Origin of the sequence: Cyclobacterium xiamenense, assembly GCF_900109255.1 — a bacterium.
GTDB lineage: Bacteria > Bacteroidota > Bacteroidia > Cytophagales > Cyclobacteriaceae > Cyclobacterium > Cyclobacterium xiamenense.
Map to the genome: position 1 here is coordinate 1033837 of NZ_FNZH01000001.1, position 19317 is coordinate 1053153.

18 protein-coding genes are annotated in these 19317 nt (G+C 47.6%); 9 read left to right on the forward strand and 9 right to left on the reverse strand.

All coding sequences use genetic code 11. The annotated features are described in order from the left end of the window. Window positions 1-15 precede the first annotated feature (15 nt). Window positions 16-960 (forward strand): phytanoyl-CoA dioxygenase family protein, encoded by a 945-nt coding sequence (locus BMW71_RS03825; RefSeq protein ID WP_092169642.1) that lies wholly within the window; start codon window positions 16-18, stop codon window positions 958-960. Window positions 961-962: 2 nt separating this feature from the next. On the opposite strand, the gene BMW71_RS03830 is transcribed toward BMW71_RS03825, so the two are convergent. Both BMW71_RS03830 and BMW71_RS03835 read right to left on the reverse strand, forming a co-directional pair. Continuing rightward, window positions 963-3152, reverse strand: coding sequence for a DUF5916 domain-containing protein (locus BMW71_RS03830; protein WP_092169644.1), 2190 nt, complete (start codon window positions 3150-3152; stop codon window positions 963-965). 161 nt (window positions 3153-3313) lie between these two features. Next, window positions 3314-4507, reverse strand: a complete 1194-nt coding sequence (locus BMW71_RS03835; RefSeq protein WP_092169647.1) for a Gfo/Idh/MocA family protein — start codon at window positions 4505-4507, stop codon at window positions 3314-3316. 139 nt (window positions 4508-4646) lie between these two features. Here BMW71_RS03835 and BMW71_RS03840 point away from each other — a divergent pair, with 139 nt between their 5' ends. Together BMW71_RS03840 and lhgO are read left to right on the forward strand one after the other, a co-directional pair. After that, the gene (locus BMW71_RS03840; RefSeq protein WP_092169649.1) at window positions 4647-5342 is read left to right on the forward strand and encodes a hypothetical protein; all 696 of its coding nucleotides are present in this window, start codon (window positions 4647-4649) and stop codon (window positions 5340-5342) included. A gap of 98 nt (window positions 5343-5440) precedes the next feature. Continuing rightward, window positions 5441-6640 (forward strand): L-2-hydroxyglutarate oxidase, encoded by a 1200-nt coding sequence (gene lhgO, locus BMW71_RS03845; RefSeq protein WP_092169651.1) that lies wholly within the window; start codon window positions 5441-5443, stop codon window positions 6638-6640. 12 nt (window positions 6641-6652) lie between these two features. On the opposite strand, the gene BMW71_RS03850 is transcribed toward lhgO, so the two are convergent. The 3 genes from BMW71_RS03850 to BMW71_RS03860 form a co-directional block, all read right to left on the reverse strand. After that, window positions 6653-7054, reverse strand: coding sequence for a response regulator (locus BMW71_RS03850; protein WP_143057546.1), 402 nt, complete (start codon window positions 7052-7054; stop codon window positions 6653-6655). A gap of 223 nt (window positions 7055-7277) precedes the next feature. Next, entirely contained in the window at window positions 7278-7625 is a 348-nt protein-coding gene (locus tag BMW71_RS03855; RefSeq protein ID WP_092169656.1) for a hypothetical protein, read from the reverse strand. Continuing rightward, entirely contained in the window at window positions 7622-8836 is a 1215-nt protein-coding gene (locus BMW71_RS03860; RefSeq protein ID WP_092169659.1) for a BaiN/RdsA family NAD(P)/FAD-dependent oxidoreductase, read from the reverse strand. Before BMW71_RS03860 ends, BMW71_RS03855 begins: the two co-directional genes overlap by 4 nt. A gap of 343 nt (window positions 8837-9179) precedes the next feature. Between BMW71_RS03860 and BMW71_RS03865 the strand changes: the two genes are divergently transcribed. Then, a complete protein-coding gene (locus tag BMW71_RS03865; protein ID WP_244891068.1) occupies window positions 9180-9902 on the forward strand; it encodes an outer membrane protein assembly factor BamD in 723 nt (240 codons plus the stop codon). A 31-nt stretch (window positions 9903-9933) separates the two neighbouring features. Here the strand turns inward: BMW71_RS03865 and BMW71_RS03870 are convergent, their stop codons facing one another. Together BMW71_RS03870 and BMW71_RS03875 are read right to left on the reverse strand one after the other, a co-directional pair. Then, window positions 9934-10536 carry a tetratricopeptide repeat protein gene (locus BMW71_RS03870; protein WP_092169662.1) on the reverse strand — a complete coding sequence of 201 codons (603 nt, stop codon included), beginning with the start codon at window positions 10534-10536 and terminating at the stop codon, window positions 9934-9936. 17 nt (window positions 10537-10553) lie between these two features. Further along, entirely contained in the window at window positions 10554-11372 is an 819-nt protein-coding gene (locus tag BMW71_RS03875) for a 2,3,4,5-tetrahydropyridine-2,6-dicarboxylate N-succinyltransferase (RefSeq protein ID WP_092169665.1), read from the reverse strand. Between the two features lie 231 nt (window positions 11373-11603). Here BMW71_RS03875 and BMW71_RS03880 point away from each other — a divergent pair, with 231 nt between their 5' ends. The 5 genes from BMW71_RS03880 (at window position 11604) to BMW71_RS03900 (ending at window position 15914) form a co-directional block, all read left to right on the forward strand. Beyond that, a complete protein-coding gene (locus BMW71_RS03880; RefSeq protein WP_143057547.1) occupies window positions 11604-12530 on the forward strand; it encodes a glycosyltransferase family protein in 927 nt (308 codons plus the stop codon). Between the two features lie 254 nt (window positions 12531-12784). Then, entirely contained in the window at window positions 12785-13456 is a 672-nt protein-coding gene (locus tag BMW71_RS03885; protein WP_092170279.1) for a metal-dependent transcriptional regulator, read from the forward strand. A 106-nt stretch (window positions 13457-13562) separates the two neighbouring features. Beyond that, the gene (locus tag BMW71_RS03890) at window positions 13563-14015 is read left to right on the forward strand and encodes a thioredoxin family protein (RefSeq protein ID WP_092169670.1); all 453 of its coding nucleotides are present in this window, start codon (window positions 13563-13565) and stop codon (window positions 14013-14015) included. Continuing rightward, window positions 14016-15398 carry a tRNA uridine-5-carboxymethylaminomethyl(34) synthesis GTPase MnmE gene (gene mnmE / locus BMW71_RS03895; protein WP_092169672.1) on the forward strand — a complete coding sequence of 461 codons (1383 nt, stop codon included), beginning with the start codon at window positions 14016-14018 and terminating at the stop codon, window positions 15396-15398. Window positions 15399-15488: 90 nt separating this feature from the next. Then, window positions 15489-15914, forward strand: coding sequence for a DUF4221 family protein (locus BMW71_RS03900; RefSeq protein ID WP_092169675.1), 426 nt, complete (start codon window positions 15489-15491; stop codon window positions 15912-15914). Window positions 15915-15962: 48 nt separating this feature from the next. On the opposite strand, the gene BMW71_RS03905 is transcribed toward BMW71_RS03900, so the two are convergent. Then, the gene (locus BMW71_RS03905; protein ID WP_092169678.1) at window positions 15963-16871 is read right to left on the reverse strand and encodes an SAM-dependent methyltransferase; all 909 of its coding nucleotides are present in this window, start codon (window positions 16869-16871) and stop codon (window positions 15963-15965) included. Between the two features lie 717 nt (window positions 16872-17588). Then, window positions 17589-18929: an aldehyde dehydrogenase family protein gene (locus BMW71_RS03910; protein WP_092169680.1), complete on the reverse strand. Its 1341-nt coding sequence runs from the start codon at window positions 18927-18929 to the stop codon at window positions 17589-17591. Between the last annotated feature and the right edge of the window lie 388 nt (window positions 18930-19317).

Consider the following 19317-nt stretch of genomic DNA (forward strand, 5'->3'; position numbering starts at 1 on the left):
TAAGTAAATTTTGCCATGGCCATAACGAAAAAACACAAAGATATTCCGGGGAATCCGTCCACTTCGGCCGCGAAACAAGCCACATTGAACGATCGATTCCGTCACAGGCCACTCAAGGTGCTTACGGATGAAGATTGGAATTTTTGGTGGGACAACGGGTACGTGATCATTAAAAAAGCCGTTCCCAAAAGTTATACCCGTCGTCTGCAAGACCTCTTGTGGGAATTTGAGGAGATGGACCCCAACCAGCCCGAAAGCTGGTATGCCTCCCCAAAGGGCGAGATGCAGATGAAAGAGCTCACCAACAGCGGCATGGTGGAAATCTACAATCACCAGTACCTGTGGGACATTCGCCAATACCCCAAGGTCTACGAAACGTTCACGGATATTTGGGGAAGGGAGGATTTATGGGTGACCATCGATCGTGCCAACCTTAACCTACCTGCCCGTCCCGATTTTGAATTTAATGGATTTATCCATTGGGATTATGACCCCGAGTTGGGCCAGGACAACGTGCAGGGCCTGGTCGCTTTGAATGATCAAACCGATCCGAACGTGGGTGGTTTCCAATGTGTACCTGAATTGTACCGAAACTACGACAGCTGGAAAGTTAGCCAGCCGGCCGACCGGGACAGGTTTAAACCCGACATTTCGGGGTTTGAGCTTACCAAAGTACGGCTGGAAGAAGGCGATTTGTTAATATTTAATAGCAGGCTTCCTCACGGCATTCGCCCCAATTACAGCGAAAACAAGGTTCGGATGGCCCAATACCTGACCATGATGCCGGCAGCCAACGAAGACGAAGCCTTGCGAAACTGGCGCATATCCTCCTGGAGAGACCGGATTGCACCCGAGGGCTATGCCTTTCCCGGTGATCCCAGGAATTGGGAACAGACACGATATTCCAGAGCCGAACTGAGTCCGCTGGGCAAAAAACTCCTGGGCTTAGACCCCTGGTAAGACTACCAGGTCCACCAGTAGGTAAATTTCAAAGCCAGCGTCCGGTTTTTGACATAAAAAGGAGCCGGCAGGTAGTTGTCGGTAAACACCAGGTACAAGTCTGAAGCTGGCTTAAAACGCCACTGAAACCGGGTGTTGAGGTTAATGTTATCGATCTGCTCGTTGTACTGGGCAAAGGCCGTAAAAAACAGCGTGTTGGTAAAGGTGACATCCACCCGGGGTCCTACCAGCCAGAATCGCGTGTCACCCCAGGGCTCAGGCAGGTCCAATTGGTTGTAATTTCCAGTAAGGGAAAGGCCTACGTAGGGCTGAAACCGGTAACCAATTTCGCCCGTAAGGTTGAACCGCTCGCCTTGAGCAAAGTACCCCCCGTACTGGGAGGAAATCGAGTAGGTAAAGAGACTTTGGGGCTTGGAGACGTACTGCACCCCCACCGAGTTCCAGGTATGATCGGTAAAGGCTGCCAGGGTATCTCCGCTAAAATTCGTCGGATCAAATGCTTGTTGCAATAAAATACGGTTATAGGTATACCGGGCCGTCAGGGTGCTTTGGCTTCGAAACCGCATCGTATAGCCCAATTCGGTGATGTTATCGGTTTGTTCCCAACCCGTGTTGTAAAACAGGGAGGTGTTTACTGTAGGACCGTGGTTCAGTATTTTTTTACTTTTGGGAAAAAACAAATACGCTGCGTTGGGATTTACCCGGTAATAGCCGTTTCTCGGTACGTAGCCGACCTCCGCCGTGTATTGGGGGGACACGTATTCGTGTTTCCATTCCCAGGTAAGGTTCCCGCTGGCATACTTGAGGTTGGCTGCATGCACCATGCTTTCCCCGGATTGATTGGGGCTAAATGATTTCAGAAAGAGGGCTTTCCCTGTCCAGAGATTATTGGAAGAGGCCAGGTTGTATTCCAGTCCCAGGTTTCGGTTGTAGGCACCGTTTGTAGCGGCATCGACCCCATTGTTGCCTGGAAGTTCGCCCATGGATGTTTTATTAACAAATATAGCGGCGATGTTGGAGCGTTGTCCCACCCGCCTTTGAGCGGACATGACGGTGAAATTTTGCGCAGGAGTTAACGTTTCTTCCACCTGTCCGGTTTGCATGTTCATGGCCCCAATCCGCCAATCCCGGTTGATCTTTCCGCTTAGCCGCGCACCAAATTGTATGGGGGCATTCAGGCCAATTCTCCGGGAGAAAAAGGGCCGGATGGTCTCGTACCCAAAATTGGCGAACAAATCACCGTTTTCCAGAAAAAACTGCCTTCGTTCCGGAAAAAATAATTCAAAGCGATCCAGGTTGGTGATCTGCCGATCCACTTCCACCTGAGAAAAATCCGGATTTACCGTCAAATCCAGATTTAGGGAAGAACTGACCGCGATTTTGGCGTCTACCCCCACCCTGTTTTGGTAATCGGTAGGCAGGCCACCCTCGTGGTCCTTTACCCGGCCTCCCATGACATAGGGGATTACCGATACGTTCATACCCGGTTCGGGCGGCGCCTCTTCCCAGACCAGCACGCCGGTATAGGCCAGGGAGGCAGAAGGAAACTGCCTGGGCACCGGCGCCCAGGAAGATTTTTCAGTGGTCTTCAGGTCCAGGCGACTAAAATTGATTCCCCATTCCCGTATGCCTTTTTTGTAGCGAATGGACTTGAACGGTATCGCCGCTTCAAACACCCATTTGTCTTCGTAATTTTTTACTTTTGACACCCATTTGTTGTCCCAACTTAAATCCACCCTACCGCCTTCGTACATGATGCCATCCCATTGCGCCCCTGCTGCGTTGGCGCCAAAGGAGAACCCGTTCGTTTGATCGTCGAAGGTGTCCATAAATAGTAGGAAATTGTCGTTTTTGCCAAAAGAAAAATCCCTGCGAAGGGATTCCACGTAGTAGGGTCCCGGTACGGCATGGTGATTGATTACCAACAAATACAGACGTTCCTCATCAAAAGTCATCATCACCTCCGTCTCTACCTGCGAAAAGCTGGTATCCATGGGCAAAATCATGTAAAAATCCCTGGCTACTTCGGCATCTTTCCAGGCTTGTTCATCCACGATGCCGTCTATGATTACCGGCGAACTCGCACGTTTGATATGTAATTTGTAGTCCTCGTTGATCTTCTGCCCCAAAACCGGAATGCTAAGCAGAATCCCCAGCAATATGCAGCAACCGTTCCCTATTTTTTTTCCCATACGAAATTAGCAGCCAATCCATCCAATTGCCTGCTCCCAAGCTTAAAATAATTTTTAAAGCGCAATAATAGACTAAAAAATAGAATTGCGAACTTTTTGTCCGGCTGTTTTTGGAAAAAGCGGCGAAAATTACGTTGACTGCTGATGAAGGGTATAAGTGGTCAGTCGCCCACCGTCTCCTGTCGGATCTCTCCGGTAACCTTATCTTTGAGGATCACTTTTTCCACCCCATTCGGCAAAATTTCTTTTTTGATCAGGTAGTACGTTTCGTTGTAGGACACCCAGTCCTTATCCACTGCAACCGTAGCTGCACTTCTCCAGTCCTCCAACTGCACGGTCTCCCATTTTTTAGTTTTGGCGGAAAGAAAAGCAGCGTCCAGAATCGCATTCACCACATACCCGTCGTAAAAGGTTTCCTGGGGTTCCCGACCCTGTTCCATGGCATCAAACATATCGCTAAACATCTGTGGATAACCGAGTTCGTGCGCCTCGTCTCCAACAGGAAAAAGCCAACCCGCGTCGGATTCCGCCTTTTCAGCGACGTAATTTGCCCCTTTGCCGGTGGTGAACATTTCGAAGCCCGTGCGCAAAAAGCTGTTCAGCCAGATGGTGCCTTCCGTTCCCATCACCTCATCCCGCAGGTCCATTCCCCCCCGGAAGGTCCAGCTCACCTCAAATTGGCCGATTGCACCGTTTTCATACCGAACCAATCCAATGGCATGATCCTCCGCATCAATGGGGTGAACCTGGGTGTCTGCCCAGCACATCACTTCTACCGGCCGGATCGCTTTCCCGATAAAATTCCTTCCGATCTCCACACAATGGCAGCCTAGATCAATGATGGCTCCCCCACCCGACTGTTCCTTGTCCCAAAACCAGTCGCTGTGGGGACCCGGATGGGCTTCCCGAGACTTTGTCCACAGAATGTTGCCCAAACTTCCAGCATTCACGCTTGCCAGCGACTTCAGAAACTTTGAGGTATAGCACAAGTCTTCCAGGTAGCCGGCAAATACCCCGGCGGTTTCCACGGCTTCCAGCATGCGCTTGGCCTCCGCTGCATTTCTGCCAAGCGGTTTGGTGCACAGCACTGCCTTTCCTGCAGCTGCACAGGCCAGTACCGCATCCTCGTGCAAATGATTGGGTAACGCAACGATCACCGCATCTACCTCGGGGTCCTGGATGATCTCGTCCATCGTGCTGCTGTACCTTTCCAGCCCAAAATCGGCAGCAAAGGTTTTGGCATGGGTTAGGTTTCGGGAATAGACTGAATGGATGCGGTCCTTCCGTCGTTGGGCATGTAGGGTAGTGGCGTAAAAACGGGCAATAAAGCCCGAACCAAGCATGGCAATATTCATTCGGTTCGTATTTTTGGGTTAGCGAATTAAAAGTAGTAAAATTGACCGGTAATGAAAATTATTGCTTCGAATCTATCTCTTTTTCCCGGATCAAAAGAAATGTCGGAGAACTGCTAATGCAACCCTTTTCACAAGCCGCATGCATCAATTCATCAAGCCTCATTTCATCAACGCATGGATCCAATGGACCGCAGAACACGGTATGGAATTGGAATACCTTCCTTCCCGGCACAAGCTTTCGCTACTCAAGGAAGGATCGCGGATCGGTGGATTGCGCCTGCCCTGGAATTATAGCTGGGATCCGGTATCCAAGCGCGCGACTCCCGAGGAAAAGAATTGGGTGCTGTTTTTAATCCGGGCTGGAATCGCGGCAGTCGGCTATTTTGAAAACGGGAACAATCTCTCCCACCATGTCTTTCGCGCTTACATGGTTCGGAAAAAGCAGGGAAAAAGCCAGATAAAATACCTCAAAACCAAGGGGAAATCCCGGGCAGGTTCCCGCGTACGCCTGGGAGAATCCGAACAGTTTTTTAGGGAGATTAACGAAAAAGTGAGCGCTTACCTGGCCCATTATCCGGTAGACCGCATCGGATATTCCTGTTCCAAGACCCTCTGGCCCTTTCTATTCACCGCCGGTTCTGGTATACAAAAGGACGATCCCAGACTCTGCAAGATCCCAAAACACGTGCAACATCCCACCTACCAGGTGCTTTTGGAAACCAACGAACGATTGCTAGGCGCTACATTGGATTTTGAACCGGAACAGGCTGGTTGGTTTCGGAATCCACCCGAATCGGGAACGCAGCTAGGAGAAGCGGAAGACGAAAACTGGTGAGGCCTGGGAGCTTGTAAAAATATTGTCCAACTTCGGGGCAGGCATGGATACATTTTGGCTTGCTAGCCTTATCTTTGTTTTCGACGTAAACAAGGAGTATGCGATACGACATTACCATTATTGGCGGAGGCATTGTCGGCCTGGCCACCGGAATGAAATTGAAATCCCAACGACCCGACCTCTCGGTTTTGATTGTTGAAAAAGAACCGGCCGTTGCCCGCCACCAGACCGGCAACAATAGCGGGGTGATACATTCAGGCCTGTACTACAAACCTGGAAGCCTGAAAGCAAAAAACTGCATCGATGGCTACCGGCAATTGGTGGCATTTTGTGAGCGCCATGCCGTGCCGTTTGAAATCACGGGAAAGGTAGTAGTTGCGACGGAAAAAGAGCAGTTGCCTCAACTCAACATGTTATTGGATAGGGGCTTGCAAAATGGGTTGGTAGGGGTCCGGTCGATTACACGTGAAGAATTAAAAGAGTACGAACCCTACTGCGAGGGAGTAGGTGCCCTGCACGTACCACAGACAGGAATCGTCGATTACAAGGCTGTTGCGCTTGCCTATGCCCGTGAATTTGAGCAACTCGGTGGCGTTATTTTAACAGGGAATAAGGTGCTGAAAATAAGTAACCTAAGGGACAGTATTTTACTCACTACTTCGGCTTCAGAGATCCAAACCAGGCTGCTGGTAAATTGTGCCGGCTTGTACGCAGACAAGATTGCGGCCTTGCACGAGGAGGTAGCCCCTGACATTCGCATTATCCCCTTTCGGGGAGAATACTTCAAGATCAAAAAAGAACGACAATACCTGGTAAAAAACCTGATCTATCCGGTTCCAGACCCTAATTTTCCATTTTTGGGTGTGCATTTCACCCGCATGATGAAAGGAGGCGTGGAAGCAGGACCCAATGCCGTATTGGCGTTTAAAAAAGAAGGGTACAAAAAAAGCGATTTTAGCCTAAAGGAATTTTACGAAGCGGTGAGTTGGCCAGGCTTGCAAAAAGTGGCCGCCAAATACTGGAAAACCGGCTTGGGCGAGTACAAACGTTCGTTTTCAAAAAAGGCCTTTACCAGGGCTTTGCAGGCATTGCTTCCGGATATTCAGGAATCCGATCTCGAAGCAGGCGGCGCCGGTGTACGGGCTCAGGCCTGCGATAAATTTGGTGGCTTGTTGGATGACTTTGCGATTTACGAAACAGCCCAGGCGGTACATGTGCTCAATGCTCCATCTCCAGCCGCCACCAGTGCTTTGTCAATTGGTGACAAGGTTTCTGCGATGGTTTTGGCTAAACTTTGAGAAATCAGTAGATTATTGCCGGTGGAATTTCCAAAAGGCGAGCATGGAGCGAATCATCTGTTGGTAATCGTCTATTTTTAGTGGCTTGGTTAAATAGGCATTGGCACCAAGCTGCAGGGCCTTTTGCGCATCCTGCTCGTTGGAACTGGTGGAAAAAATGATGACAGGGACCAAATTCCAGGCCGGGGAAGACCTGATTTTTTCCAACACCTCAAAGCCGTTAATTTTCGGCATGTTGATGTCCAGTAAAACCAGGCTGGTATTCGACAGTGGAACGGAGGCAATATGGGCCAAAAAAACTTCCGGATCGCTAAACGTTTGAAAATCAACGGGCTCACAATCGGTTAAAAGGGCGTTTTCCACGAGTAGGGTATCAACTTCACTATCGTCAACCATCATTAAATTTATGCTCATACGCAACACATCCTGTTTAAATCCAGCCAGAAACCAGGTACGTACCTTTCCAGGCACGTGCAGGCAACGAGCCCTCTGTTCACGACAAATATAGCCGATGCAATTGATTTCATCTACTTTTCAGGGAAACTATACCGGACCAGTATTCCTCTTTATTTTTGCAGGGACCATCGGACAGGAAGGCCAGGGATGCGATGAAATGGCGCATTTCGGTGTAGGATCGTCACCGATAGGTCTTCACTTCTTCCAAAACTGCCTGCACCGCTTCCCGAAATTCCTGTATATGGCCGTCGATGCCTTCCCCAAATCCATGCTCTATCATGAGCCGCTTTCCATTCCCCAGGGAGACTCCCAATCGCTCCAAATCAAACAATCCCAACGTGGGCTTTATTTTGTGCCGTGCTTGCTTGATGATAGCCATGCTTTTTTCCTCAATTCCACGGAGATAACTGGCTTCCAATTCCGTTACGGCTATTTCAATGGCCTCCAAAAGCTGGTTTTTGAAGTCCTCATCGTCTTCCACCATGGCTTCAATTTTGTGGAAATCGATATTCTTAAATGGTTTATTCATAATTCTTCGATCGTTGACGATTTACCTGCCAAAAATCCGGTACTCCAGGCGGCTTGAAAATTGTATCCTCCGGTAATCCCATCCACATCAATGACCTCCCCGGCAAAAAACAAACCCGGGTATTTTCTGCTTTCTAGCGTATTCGGGTCAATTTCATCGAGGGCAATCCCACCGGCAGTAACAAATTCTTCCTTAAAGGTAGTTTTTCCTGAGATTTTTAATGAAAACTTGAAAAGATTTTCTATCAATTTATTTATTTTTTTTTTGCTGACCGCTTCCCACTTCAATTCCTCCTCGATTTCCGCTACCGATGCCAAAAATCCCCACAGCCGGGCGGGCAATCCAAACAGCGGGTTTTTGTGAATGATTTTGCGGGGATGATTGCTTTTATATGCCTGCAAGGCTTGTAGCAGCCCCTCGGGTGTAAAGTCCGCGTCCCAGCGAATCAAGGCCACGGCCTGATACGACTTTTCGTGCAGCCAACTGGCACCAAAGGCAGATAGTTTCAGAACTGCCGGACCACTAAGGCCCCAATGGGTGATTAAAATCGGGCCGGAATAGTTGAGTTTGCTTCCTTCAAAGCGAATGTGCCCACTCGGCACACTCAGCCCTCGAAGTTTTTTCAATTCGGTTTCCGGCGTATTGAATGTGAATAAGGAAGGTATGGGAGGAACCAGGTTGAGCCCAAGTTTTTCCAGAAACCCATAGCCTTCCCGCTTGCTACTTCCTCCCGAACAAACAATCAAGCGGTCTACGCGCTCCGAAAAATCCTTTCCCCGTACCCGAAAACCCGGCGTCAATGTTTCGACACTTTCCACTCCCCGGTTTAATTCCACACGTATCCCCAGCCGTTTTGCCTCGTTAACAAGCGCAGATACGATGGAGCGCGAATCGTCGCTCTTTGGAAATACGCGGCCATCGGCTTCCGTTTTTAGTGGTACACCCCGATTCTCAAACCAGGACAGCGTATCCGTTGTACCGAAATGCGTAAACACTTTTTTCAAAAAACTGCGCCCTCTGGGATAGCCCTTCAGAAGCTCGTTTGCATTGGCTATTCCCTGGGTAACATTGCACCTACCCCCACCGGAGATCAATACTTTTGAAAGTACTTTCCGGTGTTTCTCAAAGAGAATAACGTTGTGTCCGGAATATGCGGCATGTATGGCGGCAAAAAAACCTGCTGCACCTCCGCCAACTACACCGATTATCATACGATTCCGCAATTTTACTGGTGAATGTCTGAAATGATCTCAAAATTATCCCTTTTTAAAGAATTTCATGCCCAATCGTCGAAAAAAAAATACACCGAAAGAAAAACCGAAACGTTTTGGACAGAGCGATGCGGTGGTACCCGTTTGTTTTTTCCAGGTGCTTTTCGATATCCACCATCCCTTCGTATAAAATGCTGACCTTTTTGTTAAAAATTGAAAAATCAAACCGACCTTTATTGGATTATCTCCCATCAGTAGATAGTTTAGAATAATTTTCCGGGATCGACTGCTTTTTTCATCTTCCGGATAGCATGGTATTAGAGTTAGAAAAAAAAGGCAACCTATGACGAGTGGTTTGAATAACTATAAAAAATTTCTACTAGCACTGTTTCTTATTTTGGGGCCAATCACCGCCTGGGCACAGCACCAACCCAGCCTGGGGTCCACCGCAAGGCTTATGGAAATGGCGCTCGCAGCCATGTCCAATGAAAAATACACGGAGGCGAATGGCCATTTTCGGGAACTTATTGCCAGTAACCTGCCCATACCGCCTGAAATGCCATTCCATTTTGCGGAAACCCTCTACCAGCTCGGACAATACCATAATAGCGAAAACTTTGTCAGGAAATACCTGGACCTAAACGGTTTTAAGGGAGAACATTACAGCGAAGCAAGAGATTTGTTGCAGAAGCTTGAGTCCCCCCTTGCGGCCATAAAAGCCTGCAATCTCTGCGATGCGAAAGGATATCGCTATGCTACCTGTGCAACCTGCGATGGAGAAGGACACACCGATCAGGCCTGTTCGCTATGCCGAGGCAGGGGGATCATCGGCTGCAGCCGTTGTGCTGGAGACGGAATGGTGACCAAAAAGAACGTATTCAATATTGTGGAATACTTCGAATGTGAACGGTGTAAGGGCCAGGGAAGACTTACCTGTACGCAATGCGAAGGAAGCCTGCTCGAACATGGCGACTGTCCCACCTGTAGCGGGAATGGGACGATCGGCTCGGAAACGGTATGCGACCACCTACATACGGAAGAAGCCGCGACTTTTACCGCCCCTTAACCGGGCAATATGGGAGCAGTCATTCCGATCATTAGGGGCAATACGTTGCAATGGATGCCTGTGCTTCCTCGAACCCGTTCTCCAAGGCCGTCTTAAAATCACTGCAAGCTTTAGCCATATCCTCAGTAGCCGCATATAACATTCCCCGGTAGTAAAAGTATTGCCCGTTTTTTGGACTCATTTTTATCGCCGCGTTATACTCGCGCAGTGCCTCCTTTACATTTCCTATGCGGTGCATGGACCTGGCCTTTAAAAAATAAGCCATGGAAGGTGCCCCGGATATTTCCACCGCATTGTCTGCATACATGAGGGCTAATTCAGGATTTCCGTTTCGGTGGTACAAATTGGACAGGCTAAGCAGTACCTGTATGTTTTTAGGCTCTTGTTCAAGTGCCGCCTTGAAACTCGTTTCCGCTTCTTTGAACTCGGCCAATTCCTCATGGGCTCGCCCCTTATTGTAAAGGGCCTTCACATTGCCTGGCTTTTTTTCCAAATAACTTGCATAGGCAACGATCGCTTCCTCGTATTGGCCATCGCTGTAATACTCGTCCCCCTTCATGGAAGAACTGTCTCCACAGGAGACAACTAAATACGTTACCCCAATCAGGGTCAATAGGTTTTTACTTAAATTCATAGGTTGATTCAAATTCTTTAGACAGCTACACTGTTTTCCCGCAAGGCTTCGTTCAGTGAAGTTTTTAGATCCGTGGAAGCTTTTCGCTTCCCGATGATTAGCGCGCAGGGTACCTGAAAATCTCCTGCCTTAAACTTTTTGTTTATAGAACCTGGTATAACTACCGATCTTTCAGGTACATAACCCCTGTATTCTACAGGAGAATCTCCGGTGACGTCGATTATTTTTGAACTGGCGGTAAGGGTTACCCCTGCGCCAACGACCGCCTCACGCCCGATACGAACGCCTTCTACGATAATGGCCCGGGAACCGATAAATGCCCCGTCTTCCACGATCACCGGCGCTGCCTGAATGGGTTCCAACACGCCTCCAATGCCTACACCGCCGCTCAGGTGGACATTTTTTCCAATTTGGGCGCAGGAACCGACCGTAGCCCAGGTGTCCACCATGGTACCGCTGTCCACGTAAGCTCCGATGTTTACATAGGAAGGCATCATCACCACACCTTTAGCAAGAAACGCGCCATACCTCGCAACCGCGTGGGGTACCACCCGTACACCTTGCTTGGCATAGTTGGTTTTTAGTGCCATTTTATCGTGAAATTCAAAGGGTCCCACCTCGATGGTTCGCATTTTCTGAATTGGGAAATAAAGAATTACAGCTTTTTTAACCCAATCGTTTACCTTCCAGGACCCATCCTCTGCAGGGGTAGCCACACGCAGGGAACCGTTGTCCAAATCGGCAATTACAGTTTTTATGGCTATCTGTACGTCTTTTTCATTCAATAAATCCCTATTTTCCCAGGCTTTTTCTATAATGTGCTGTAATTCTTCCATAAGTTATAAACTGTTAGCTTTGTTTGAATGGTTCTTACTACTATGCGCAAAAAAATCCCGGTAGCCATAGCTTCTGTCCTCAAACCTGTAGACGATTCCAGAATGTTGCATAAGCTGGGATTTTCAATGCGTGAAACAAATAAATACCACCTAAACATCATAGGTTTTTCTTCAAAAAAAACGCCAAAAATAAAAAATATCCGTTTTATCGAAATTTTTTCCAAATCCAGGATGCACCCCGCCCGAATTCTGGTATCCTTCCCGTTTCTCTTTCATCTTTTTCGTATCAAACCTCTTCTCCTGATTGTCACCACTTTTGAGCTGTTACCGGCTGGCATGCTCGGAAAATGGCTACTCGGCTACCGACTTATTTACGACGTTCAGGAAAACTACCGGAAGAATATTCGCTACAACCACAGCCTGCCAGCCCTGATCCGCCCCATGGCAGAGGCACTGGTTTGGATAGCGGAAACTACGACCCGCCCATTTGTAGACGCACATCTCCTCGCAGAAGCTTGTTACCTTCGGGAAATGCCCGAGTTAAAACGGGCCCTTGTGCTCGAAAACAAGGCCGTACAACCACTTGGTCAGGTACCACCGTTTAAACTAGCTCGGCCAACAGCCCCAAAATTATTGATTACGGGCACCATCACGGAGGCATATGGCACACTAGATGCCGTCCGCTGGTTTAGTAAACTCGCTGAACTACTGCCCGGTGCACGGTTGGAAATCCTGGGACACTGCCCCCTGAGAGGCTTTGCCGAACAACTCCGGCACGAAGCGAGCAGCCACCCACAAATCCACCTGCATCTCTCCGCAAACCCCGTCCCAGGCAGCTGGATTGAACAACGCATTCAGGATGCCGATGTACTACTCTTGCCCTACCGCTTACTGCCAAGTATTGCCGCCAAAATCCCCACCAAATTGTACGAGGGAATCGCCCAGCAGAAACCCCTTTTGATCTCATGCAATCCGGTATGGAAGGCCCTGATGGATTCCTATCCGGCCGGTATGGAAGTCGACTTTTTGGATCGCCTGGACATCGCCGAGACCTGGCAGCGCTTCACGTCCATGGAGTTTTACCAACAGCCTCCCGGCAACGAAGTAAGCTGGGAAGAAGAAAAAAAACGCTTCCTTGCCTTTTTAGATACCCTCTGAAATAAGTAAATTGTACTTTTCCAATACACCTCCTGACAGCCATGGGATGCCGTCATGTCACTGAATTCCTGTTGTAAACACCTTACTATTAGTGTTTTATATCTTTTTTAGCTGATTGGTGATTTATTTTTAGACTAATCTAAATTTTATTACCCGTCGAATTTTCGGTTATCCACACTCGCTTTAGACTTGATTTAAATATTTTTTTAGACAACCCTAAATCGTATATTTACAAAAAACTTGACAACATGCGGATGATACAGCTCAGCAGTACGGAAGAGAATTACCTGAAAAACATCTATCGCTTATTGGCGGAGGGCGGGGAAAAAGTGGGGACCAACGAAATCGCAGCCCTGACCGGAACCAAAGCAGCATCGGTGAGTGACATGTTGAAAAAGCTGGCTGAGAAGCAGCTCCTCTCCTACCGGAAATACCATGGCGTAAGCCTGACCGAAGAAGGCACAAAAACGGCCTTACTTATCCTACGCCGGCAGCGACTATGGGAGGTTTTTTTGGTTGAAAAATTAAAGTTTGCCTGGGACGAGGTTGCGGCCATTGCCGAGGAATTGGAGCACGTAAAAGCGCCGGTGCTCGTACGTCGCCTGGACGAGTACCTGGGTTTTCCGAAATTTGATCCGCATGGCGATCCCATTCCCGATGAATTTGGGGAATGGGAAAGCAGCCCCCGGGTACTCTTACAGGAGGTGGCTCCTGGCAAAGCCGGCAAAGTTGTAGCGGTGACCAATAGCAGCGCCGCGTTTTTGAGCTACCTCGATAAGGTGGGGATTTACATCGGCGCAAAGGTCGAGGTGTTGGACAAAATTGAATTTGATGGCTCGGTGGAATTGCGGATTGACGGAGGCAAAACCGCCTACTTGTCCCGGGAGGTAGCGGCCAACCTGCAAGTACGCCTGCATCCCTCCTAAGCAGGAACGGAACCGTACGAATCGTTTTTTGGTTTATTTGTCAACTTCCTACGGGAGTGAACGTATAGAAGAGTTATTGTAATTAAAAAAAACAAACATAACAGCTATGAAGAAAATGGTGGGAATCCTGGTAATCGGGTTGCTGGTGTCAACGCAGCTAAAGGCACAAGCGCAGGAGATTACCTGGTATAGTTTTGAGGAGGTGATCGACAAGGTAGAAACAACTCCCAAGATGATCCTGATCGACGTGTATACCGATTGGTGCGGGTGGTGCAAGAAAATGGACAAAGAAACATTCACCGATAAGGAAGTGATTGCCTACGTGAATGAGAATTTTTATGCAGTAAAGTTGAACGCCGAAGACAGCAAGAAAAAATTTGAGTTTCGGGGGCGGGAGTATTCCGAGGAGGACATGGCCCGGGCCATGCGGGTTCAGTCCTACCCCAATTTTGTGATCATGGATGCAGCCATGGAAAACATCACCCAATTGCCGGGATACCGGGAAGCCAAACCTTTTGTTTCCTCCCTGGTAGCTCTGCTGGAAAATTTCAAGCAATAAATGGCTACCTATCTGCGTCGCGTCGATGATACCATCGTAGCACTGGCCACCCCGCAGGGCGTGGGGGCGATTGCCGTTATTCGCCTTTCCGGAAAAGAAGCCATACAAATGGCAAACCGGGTATTTTTTGGGAAAAATCTGGAGGTGCAGGCCAGCCACACCATTCACTTTGGAACAATCCGGGATGGAGACCGGATTATCGACGAAGTGCTGGTATCCCTGTTTGTCGCGCCCCATTCCTTTACCAAAGAAAACGTCGTGGAAATCTCCACCCACGGATCTTCCTATATTGTCAATCAGGTATTGCGCTTGTTGGTACGCCAGGGCGCGCGGCCTGCAGAGCCTGGAGAGTTTACCCAGCGGGCTTTTTTAAATGGGCAGTTTGACCTGGCCCAGGCAGAGGCCGTGGCCGACCTGATCCATTCCGATTCGGAGACCTCTCATCAAGCTGCCCTGCACCAGATGCGCGGCGGTTTTAGTTCGGATATCCGGGAATTACGGGAAAAGTTGATTCATTTTGCTTCCATGATCGAATTGGAGCTGGATTTTACGGAAGAAGACGTGGAATTTGCCAGTAGGGACGATTTGCGGCTACTGGTAGAAAAACTGCTACGGGTGGTGGAGCAGCTAATCAGCAGCTTTGACCTGGGCAACGTGATCAAAAATGGAGTTCCCACGGTGATTGCCGGAAAACCCAATGCCGGTAAATCCACCCTGCTCAATGCCCTGCTCAACGAAGAGAAGGCTCTTGTTTCCGATATTGCCGGTACCACCCGGGATAGCATTGAGGACGAAATCACCCTGGGCGGCGTGGTATTTCGCTTTATCGATACCGCCGGACTTCGTGAGACCACCGATACCATCGAAGCCATGGGGGTCAGCCGCACCCGGGAAAAAATGAAATCCGCCTCGCTGATTCTGTATTTGTTTGATTTGGGGGATACCGATCTGGTGGAAATCAACCGAGACCTAAACAAGCTGGAAAACATCGGGGTACCCTTTATTAAAGTAGCGAATAAACTGGATAAGGGTAATCCGCAATTTATCACTATTTTAAAAGAGGCCCACCCAGATACCCTTTTCATTTCCGCGGGAAAAAAAGAAAACCTGGAGGAATTGAAAGAAAAGATCCTGGAACAGGTCAATTTGGACAAATTCCGAACCGGCAATACGGTAGTCACCAATATCCGGCACTTTGATTCCCTGACCCGTACCCGGGAATCGCTGCTAGATGTTTTGGGAGGCTTGGATCAGGAAGTGAGCAATGACTTTCTGGCCATGGATATCCGCCGTTCCCTGCATTACCTGGGCGAAATAACGGGAGAGATTACAACAGACGATTTATTGGCGAATATTTTTAGTAAGTTTTGTATCGGAAAGTAACCTTTGAGGTTTTCAAAACCTCGAAGGTTTCACCGTGAAAATTAGTGATTGACCCTCGATTTTAATAACACCTAAAATGATTGTTGAAGAATTAGCCCGGTAGATTCAGGTGATGATATTTTCATCCTTAGCTCAGGACTAGGAGCTAAAGCCCTTAACCAGGACGAAAGCAAACTGCTGTTTTTTGAAAATGAACCATTGAACTTGGTAGAAGTAGATTTGAATGACCTCAAGTTGGTTCGTAAAACACCATTTCAGAAAGAAGGGCCGAATGAAGTCGGGGGGCCTTACAGGGTTAGGTTTCAGTTGGGACCAGAAGGGGATTTATTTATTAGCGGCAATAATACGCAGGGAATATTTAATACCAACGGAGAAATGGCCGAAAGTCTACAAGTGGTGCCGGAAGGAATTGACCCCAAACTAGCCAATAATCTACATGGTCCTATGTCAATATCGAAGACGAATTGGGTTTTGCAGTCATTGATTTTACGTTTTAGACCTCTGAAAAAACGATGAGTTGGAAGGATGGAAGGAAAATCCCCTCGAAGAAGGTTGAGGTTGAAACTAATCACTTACTTTTTCAAACACCAGGCGGTGGTGATCCCAAATTTCCCGTTCAAACGCAACTTTGATAGGGGCTACTTTCAAGTTGCTCAGGCGTTTACGCATCGAAGGGTCAGTAAATAGTTGAGGAACAAGCTGTAGGTAGGCCCAGTACTTCTTCCAGCCAAAAGATTTCAGTTTTTGCCGCCAAACTTTGATGGTTTCAATGTAGTCCAGCCTGCCACTGTGTTCGGTAACGAGTGTAAAATACGGAGCGGCGTTTTTTATGATCTGCTCTTTTCCATACGGGATCCAGGAACCGGGAAATTCATTCATAATCAGCGCTAACAAATATTCATTAGAATCCTTAGGCGCATGGATATCGGCAGTGTCAATGTCTATCATGCCCTTATCAAATACCATGGATTGGATAAAACATCGCTTGCCCACCGGTATGAGGCTGCTGACAATTTTAAAAAAGTTTTGATAAACGTCATCTTGTTTACCCGCCCTGTACTCATCCACTGAACAAAAATGCTCGAATGCCCCCACCGATGCAATGGCATCAAATCTTCCAAATGTATCCGGGGTCAGGTCGCGGTAATTACAAATATGTACATCCAGGCCATTGCGCCTACAAGCATTGTATTGCCCCTCCGAAAGTGTAATTCCAGTTCCTATTGCACCCAATTCTTTGATATAAGTTAAAAACGGACCCCACCCCGAACCGATATCCAGTACCCGATCACCCGCTTTTATTTCCAGGTTTTCAGCAATAAATGCATGCTTATTTCGCTGGGCCGCTTCCAGTGAAAGTGAAAAATCACCATCATACTTAGCCCCGGTAAAATCAGCCGTTTCCCCAACGCTCCACCTCCAAATTTTGTCCATTTTGGAATAGGTATAATCGATATCCTGCTTGCTGGCCATAGTCAATGATGTTTTTTGTGATCACCCTCCCGCTTTTACTATCAGCCTCCGAGCGTTTTAATTTAGATTCCAGTTTTTTCCCAATCCCAATGATAGGCCGATTCCATAGCGTATTTTCGAAGGGCATCTATTTTACCGACACTGGTTTCATCTTGCCGGCTTACAAACTGATCGGTTCTATTTTTTACTCGTTATCTCCGTTCCTATTGTACGCTTTCTTAAAGTTAGCGATTAATAACAATAAATGACTTATCCCGGGGGAATAATTCCAGCTACTGATTTTTCAGAAAAAAAACTGCATAATCGGCTACAGGATTTGTACCACCAAAAGGTTAACTTAATGATAAATAGCTTTGTATAGGTTCTGAATCCGAAAGTAACGGACTCCGGTGATTCCCGTTGATATTTTTGTCTTCCAGGATCCAACGGCTAGGCGCACGGCCTTCCTGGTGTACATTTTATTTTTTGACCTATTGACGCGGCGAGCGCCGGGAAATGATAAATGAGAAAGAAATGAGCCCGCATTGTTTTTAAGTAGGTTTGATAAATACCGCTGTGTTGGTTTTCGGGCCTGAAAAAAAAACGCCCGTTTTGCTACCGATTTTTATTTAGGTCAATCGCGCTAGTTGCCTATCCGAAATACCGCTCCGCATCGTTGGAACCTATCAAAAAAAAGAAGGAAAGTAGTGCTCGCTTACTTTCCTTCTTTTGCATCGCTTAGGGCATCTCCAAAACAGGCCGTTGATTTGAGAAATCCATAAACCCAAAATATCCATTGCCTCTTCCTATGCCGCTAGTACCTACTCCTCCAAAGGGAAGATGGGGCGACATATAGTGTACCGATGTATGATTGATAACACTTCCTTCCGCGGTGGTGCTATTTATAACTCTATCAGCTGCACCTTTATCTTTGCTATACACATACAGTCCCAGCGGCCGTTCTCTTTGATTGACAAAGTCAATGGCATCATCCAGGGTTTTGTAGCTTAACACCGGAAGTAAAGGCCCAAATATTTCCTCTTTCATAATGGCAAGATCCGGATCGACATTATCAAGCAACGTAGGGGAAATATAGTTTTCCCCTTCATTTGTCTTCCCTCCAATCACTAATGTAGCCCCATGTTCCAGCGCATCATCAAGCAGCTTTTTTACACGCTGATAATGATTGTTGTTGACCAATCGCCCATAGTTTGAACTTTCAATTCCGGGTCCACCAACGCCATACAGGTGTTCAATTGTGCCTTTTAAATGAGCAATAAACTCATCTTTGCAATTTTCCGATACCAAAATATAATCCGTGGTAATACAGGTTTGACCACAGTTGTAAAATTTAGTCCACACAATTTTACCAGCCGCATCGGCGAAATCCGCTGAATCATCGATGATGGAAGGGCATTTGCCCCCAAGTTCCATCGTTACCGAAGCCATATAATTGGCAGCGGCTTTCATCACGATTTTACCAACCCGTGTGCCGCCTGTATAAAAAATATGGTTGAATGGTAATTCCAATAACTCCGATGCTACATCTGCGCCTCCCTCCATCACGAATACTTCCTCTTTCGGAAACACCGATTCAATAATCTCTTTGATTAATTTGGACGAATGAGGCGTCAGTTCAGAAGGCTTGATGATGACTGTATTTCCCGCTGCCAAACAGGCAACGAGCGGTCTGAGGGTTAGCAGTATCGGGTAATTCCAGGGAGTTAAGAACAAACAAACTCCTTTGGGCTCTACAATAATTTTTGATACGGATGCAGCGCCACCCAAACCTTCGGGTGTGGGAACCACCTGAGGTTTCATCCATTTTTCCAAAAGGCCGACAACAAAGTCAATTTCCACAATAACCGAATCTGTCTCGGACGCCTCTTCCTTTGGTTTCTTGTAATCCTTGTAAAGCGCCTCATAGACATTGTCCATGTTGGCAATAACGGCTTCTTTGAAGGTAAGCAACCTGGCAATCCGCTCCTGAGCGGCGGATTTCTTCAATTGCAGTGCTTTGCGCTGCTGACTTTGAAATACGGCAGCAAGGTCAACTTTCGAAAGTGTTTGTGTCTCCATTGTAGTAAGTTTAAGGTTAATTGGATAAGTAGTATGCGAATGTATGGCTGCATGGAAATTGTATATATTCCATTTTTTTTTAATTTTAGCTTAGGTCGGAAATCACAAGGAATTTTTCTTTACGTTCTGCAGCGTCTGAACAAACCTAGGGAATAGGCAGCAAATGGGTTGTGCCATATGTTCCAAAAACCAGTAAATTTGTTCCATAGGAAAAAAAAGGCCGTATAACTATCCCCGAAACCAAATAAAACACTGATATCCTGCGCTGAAACACGCGTTTATACTGCATTACGTTCCGTGAAAATTCATTGGGTTGCCTGCTACCTCCAAGCCGTTAGCGGCTCATTGAGGTACCCGATTTGCCAGGAAATGATCCGAGAAGCAAGGA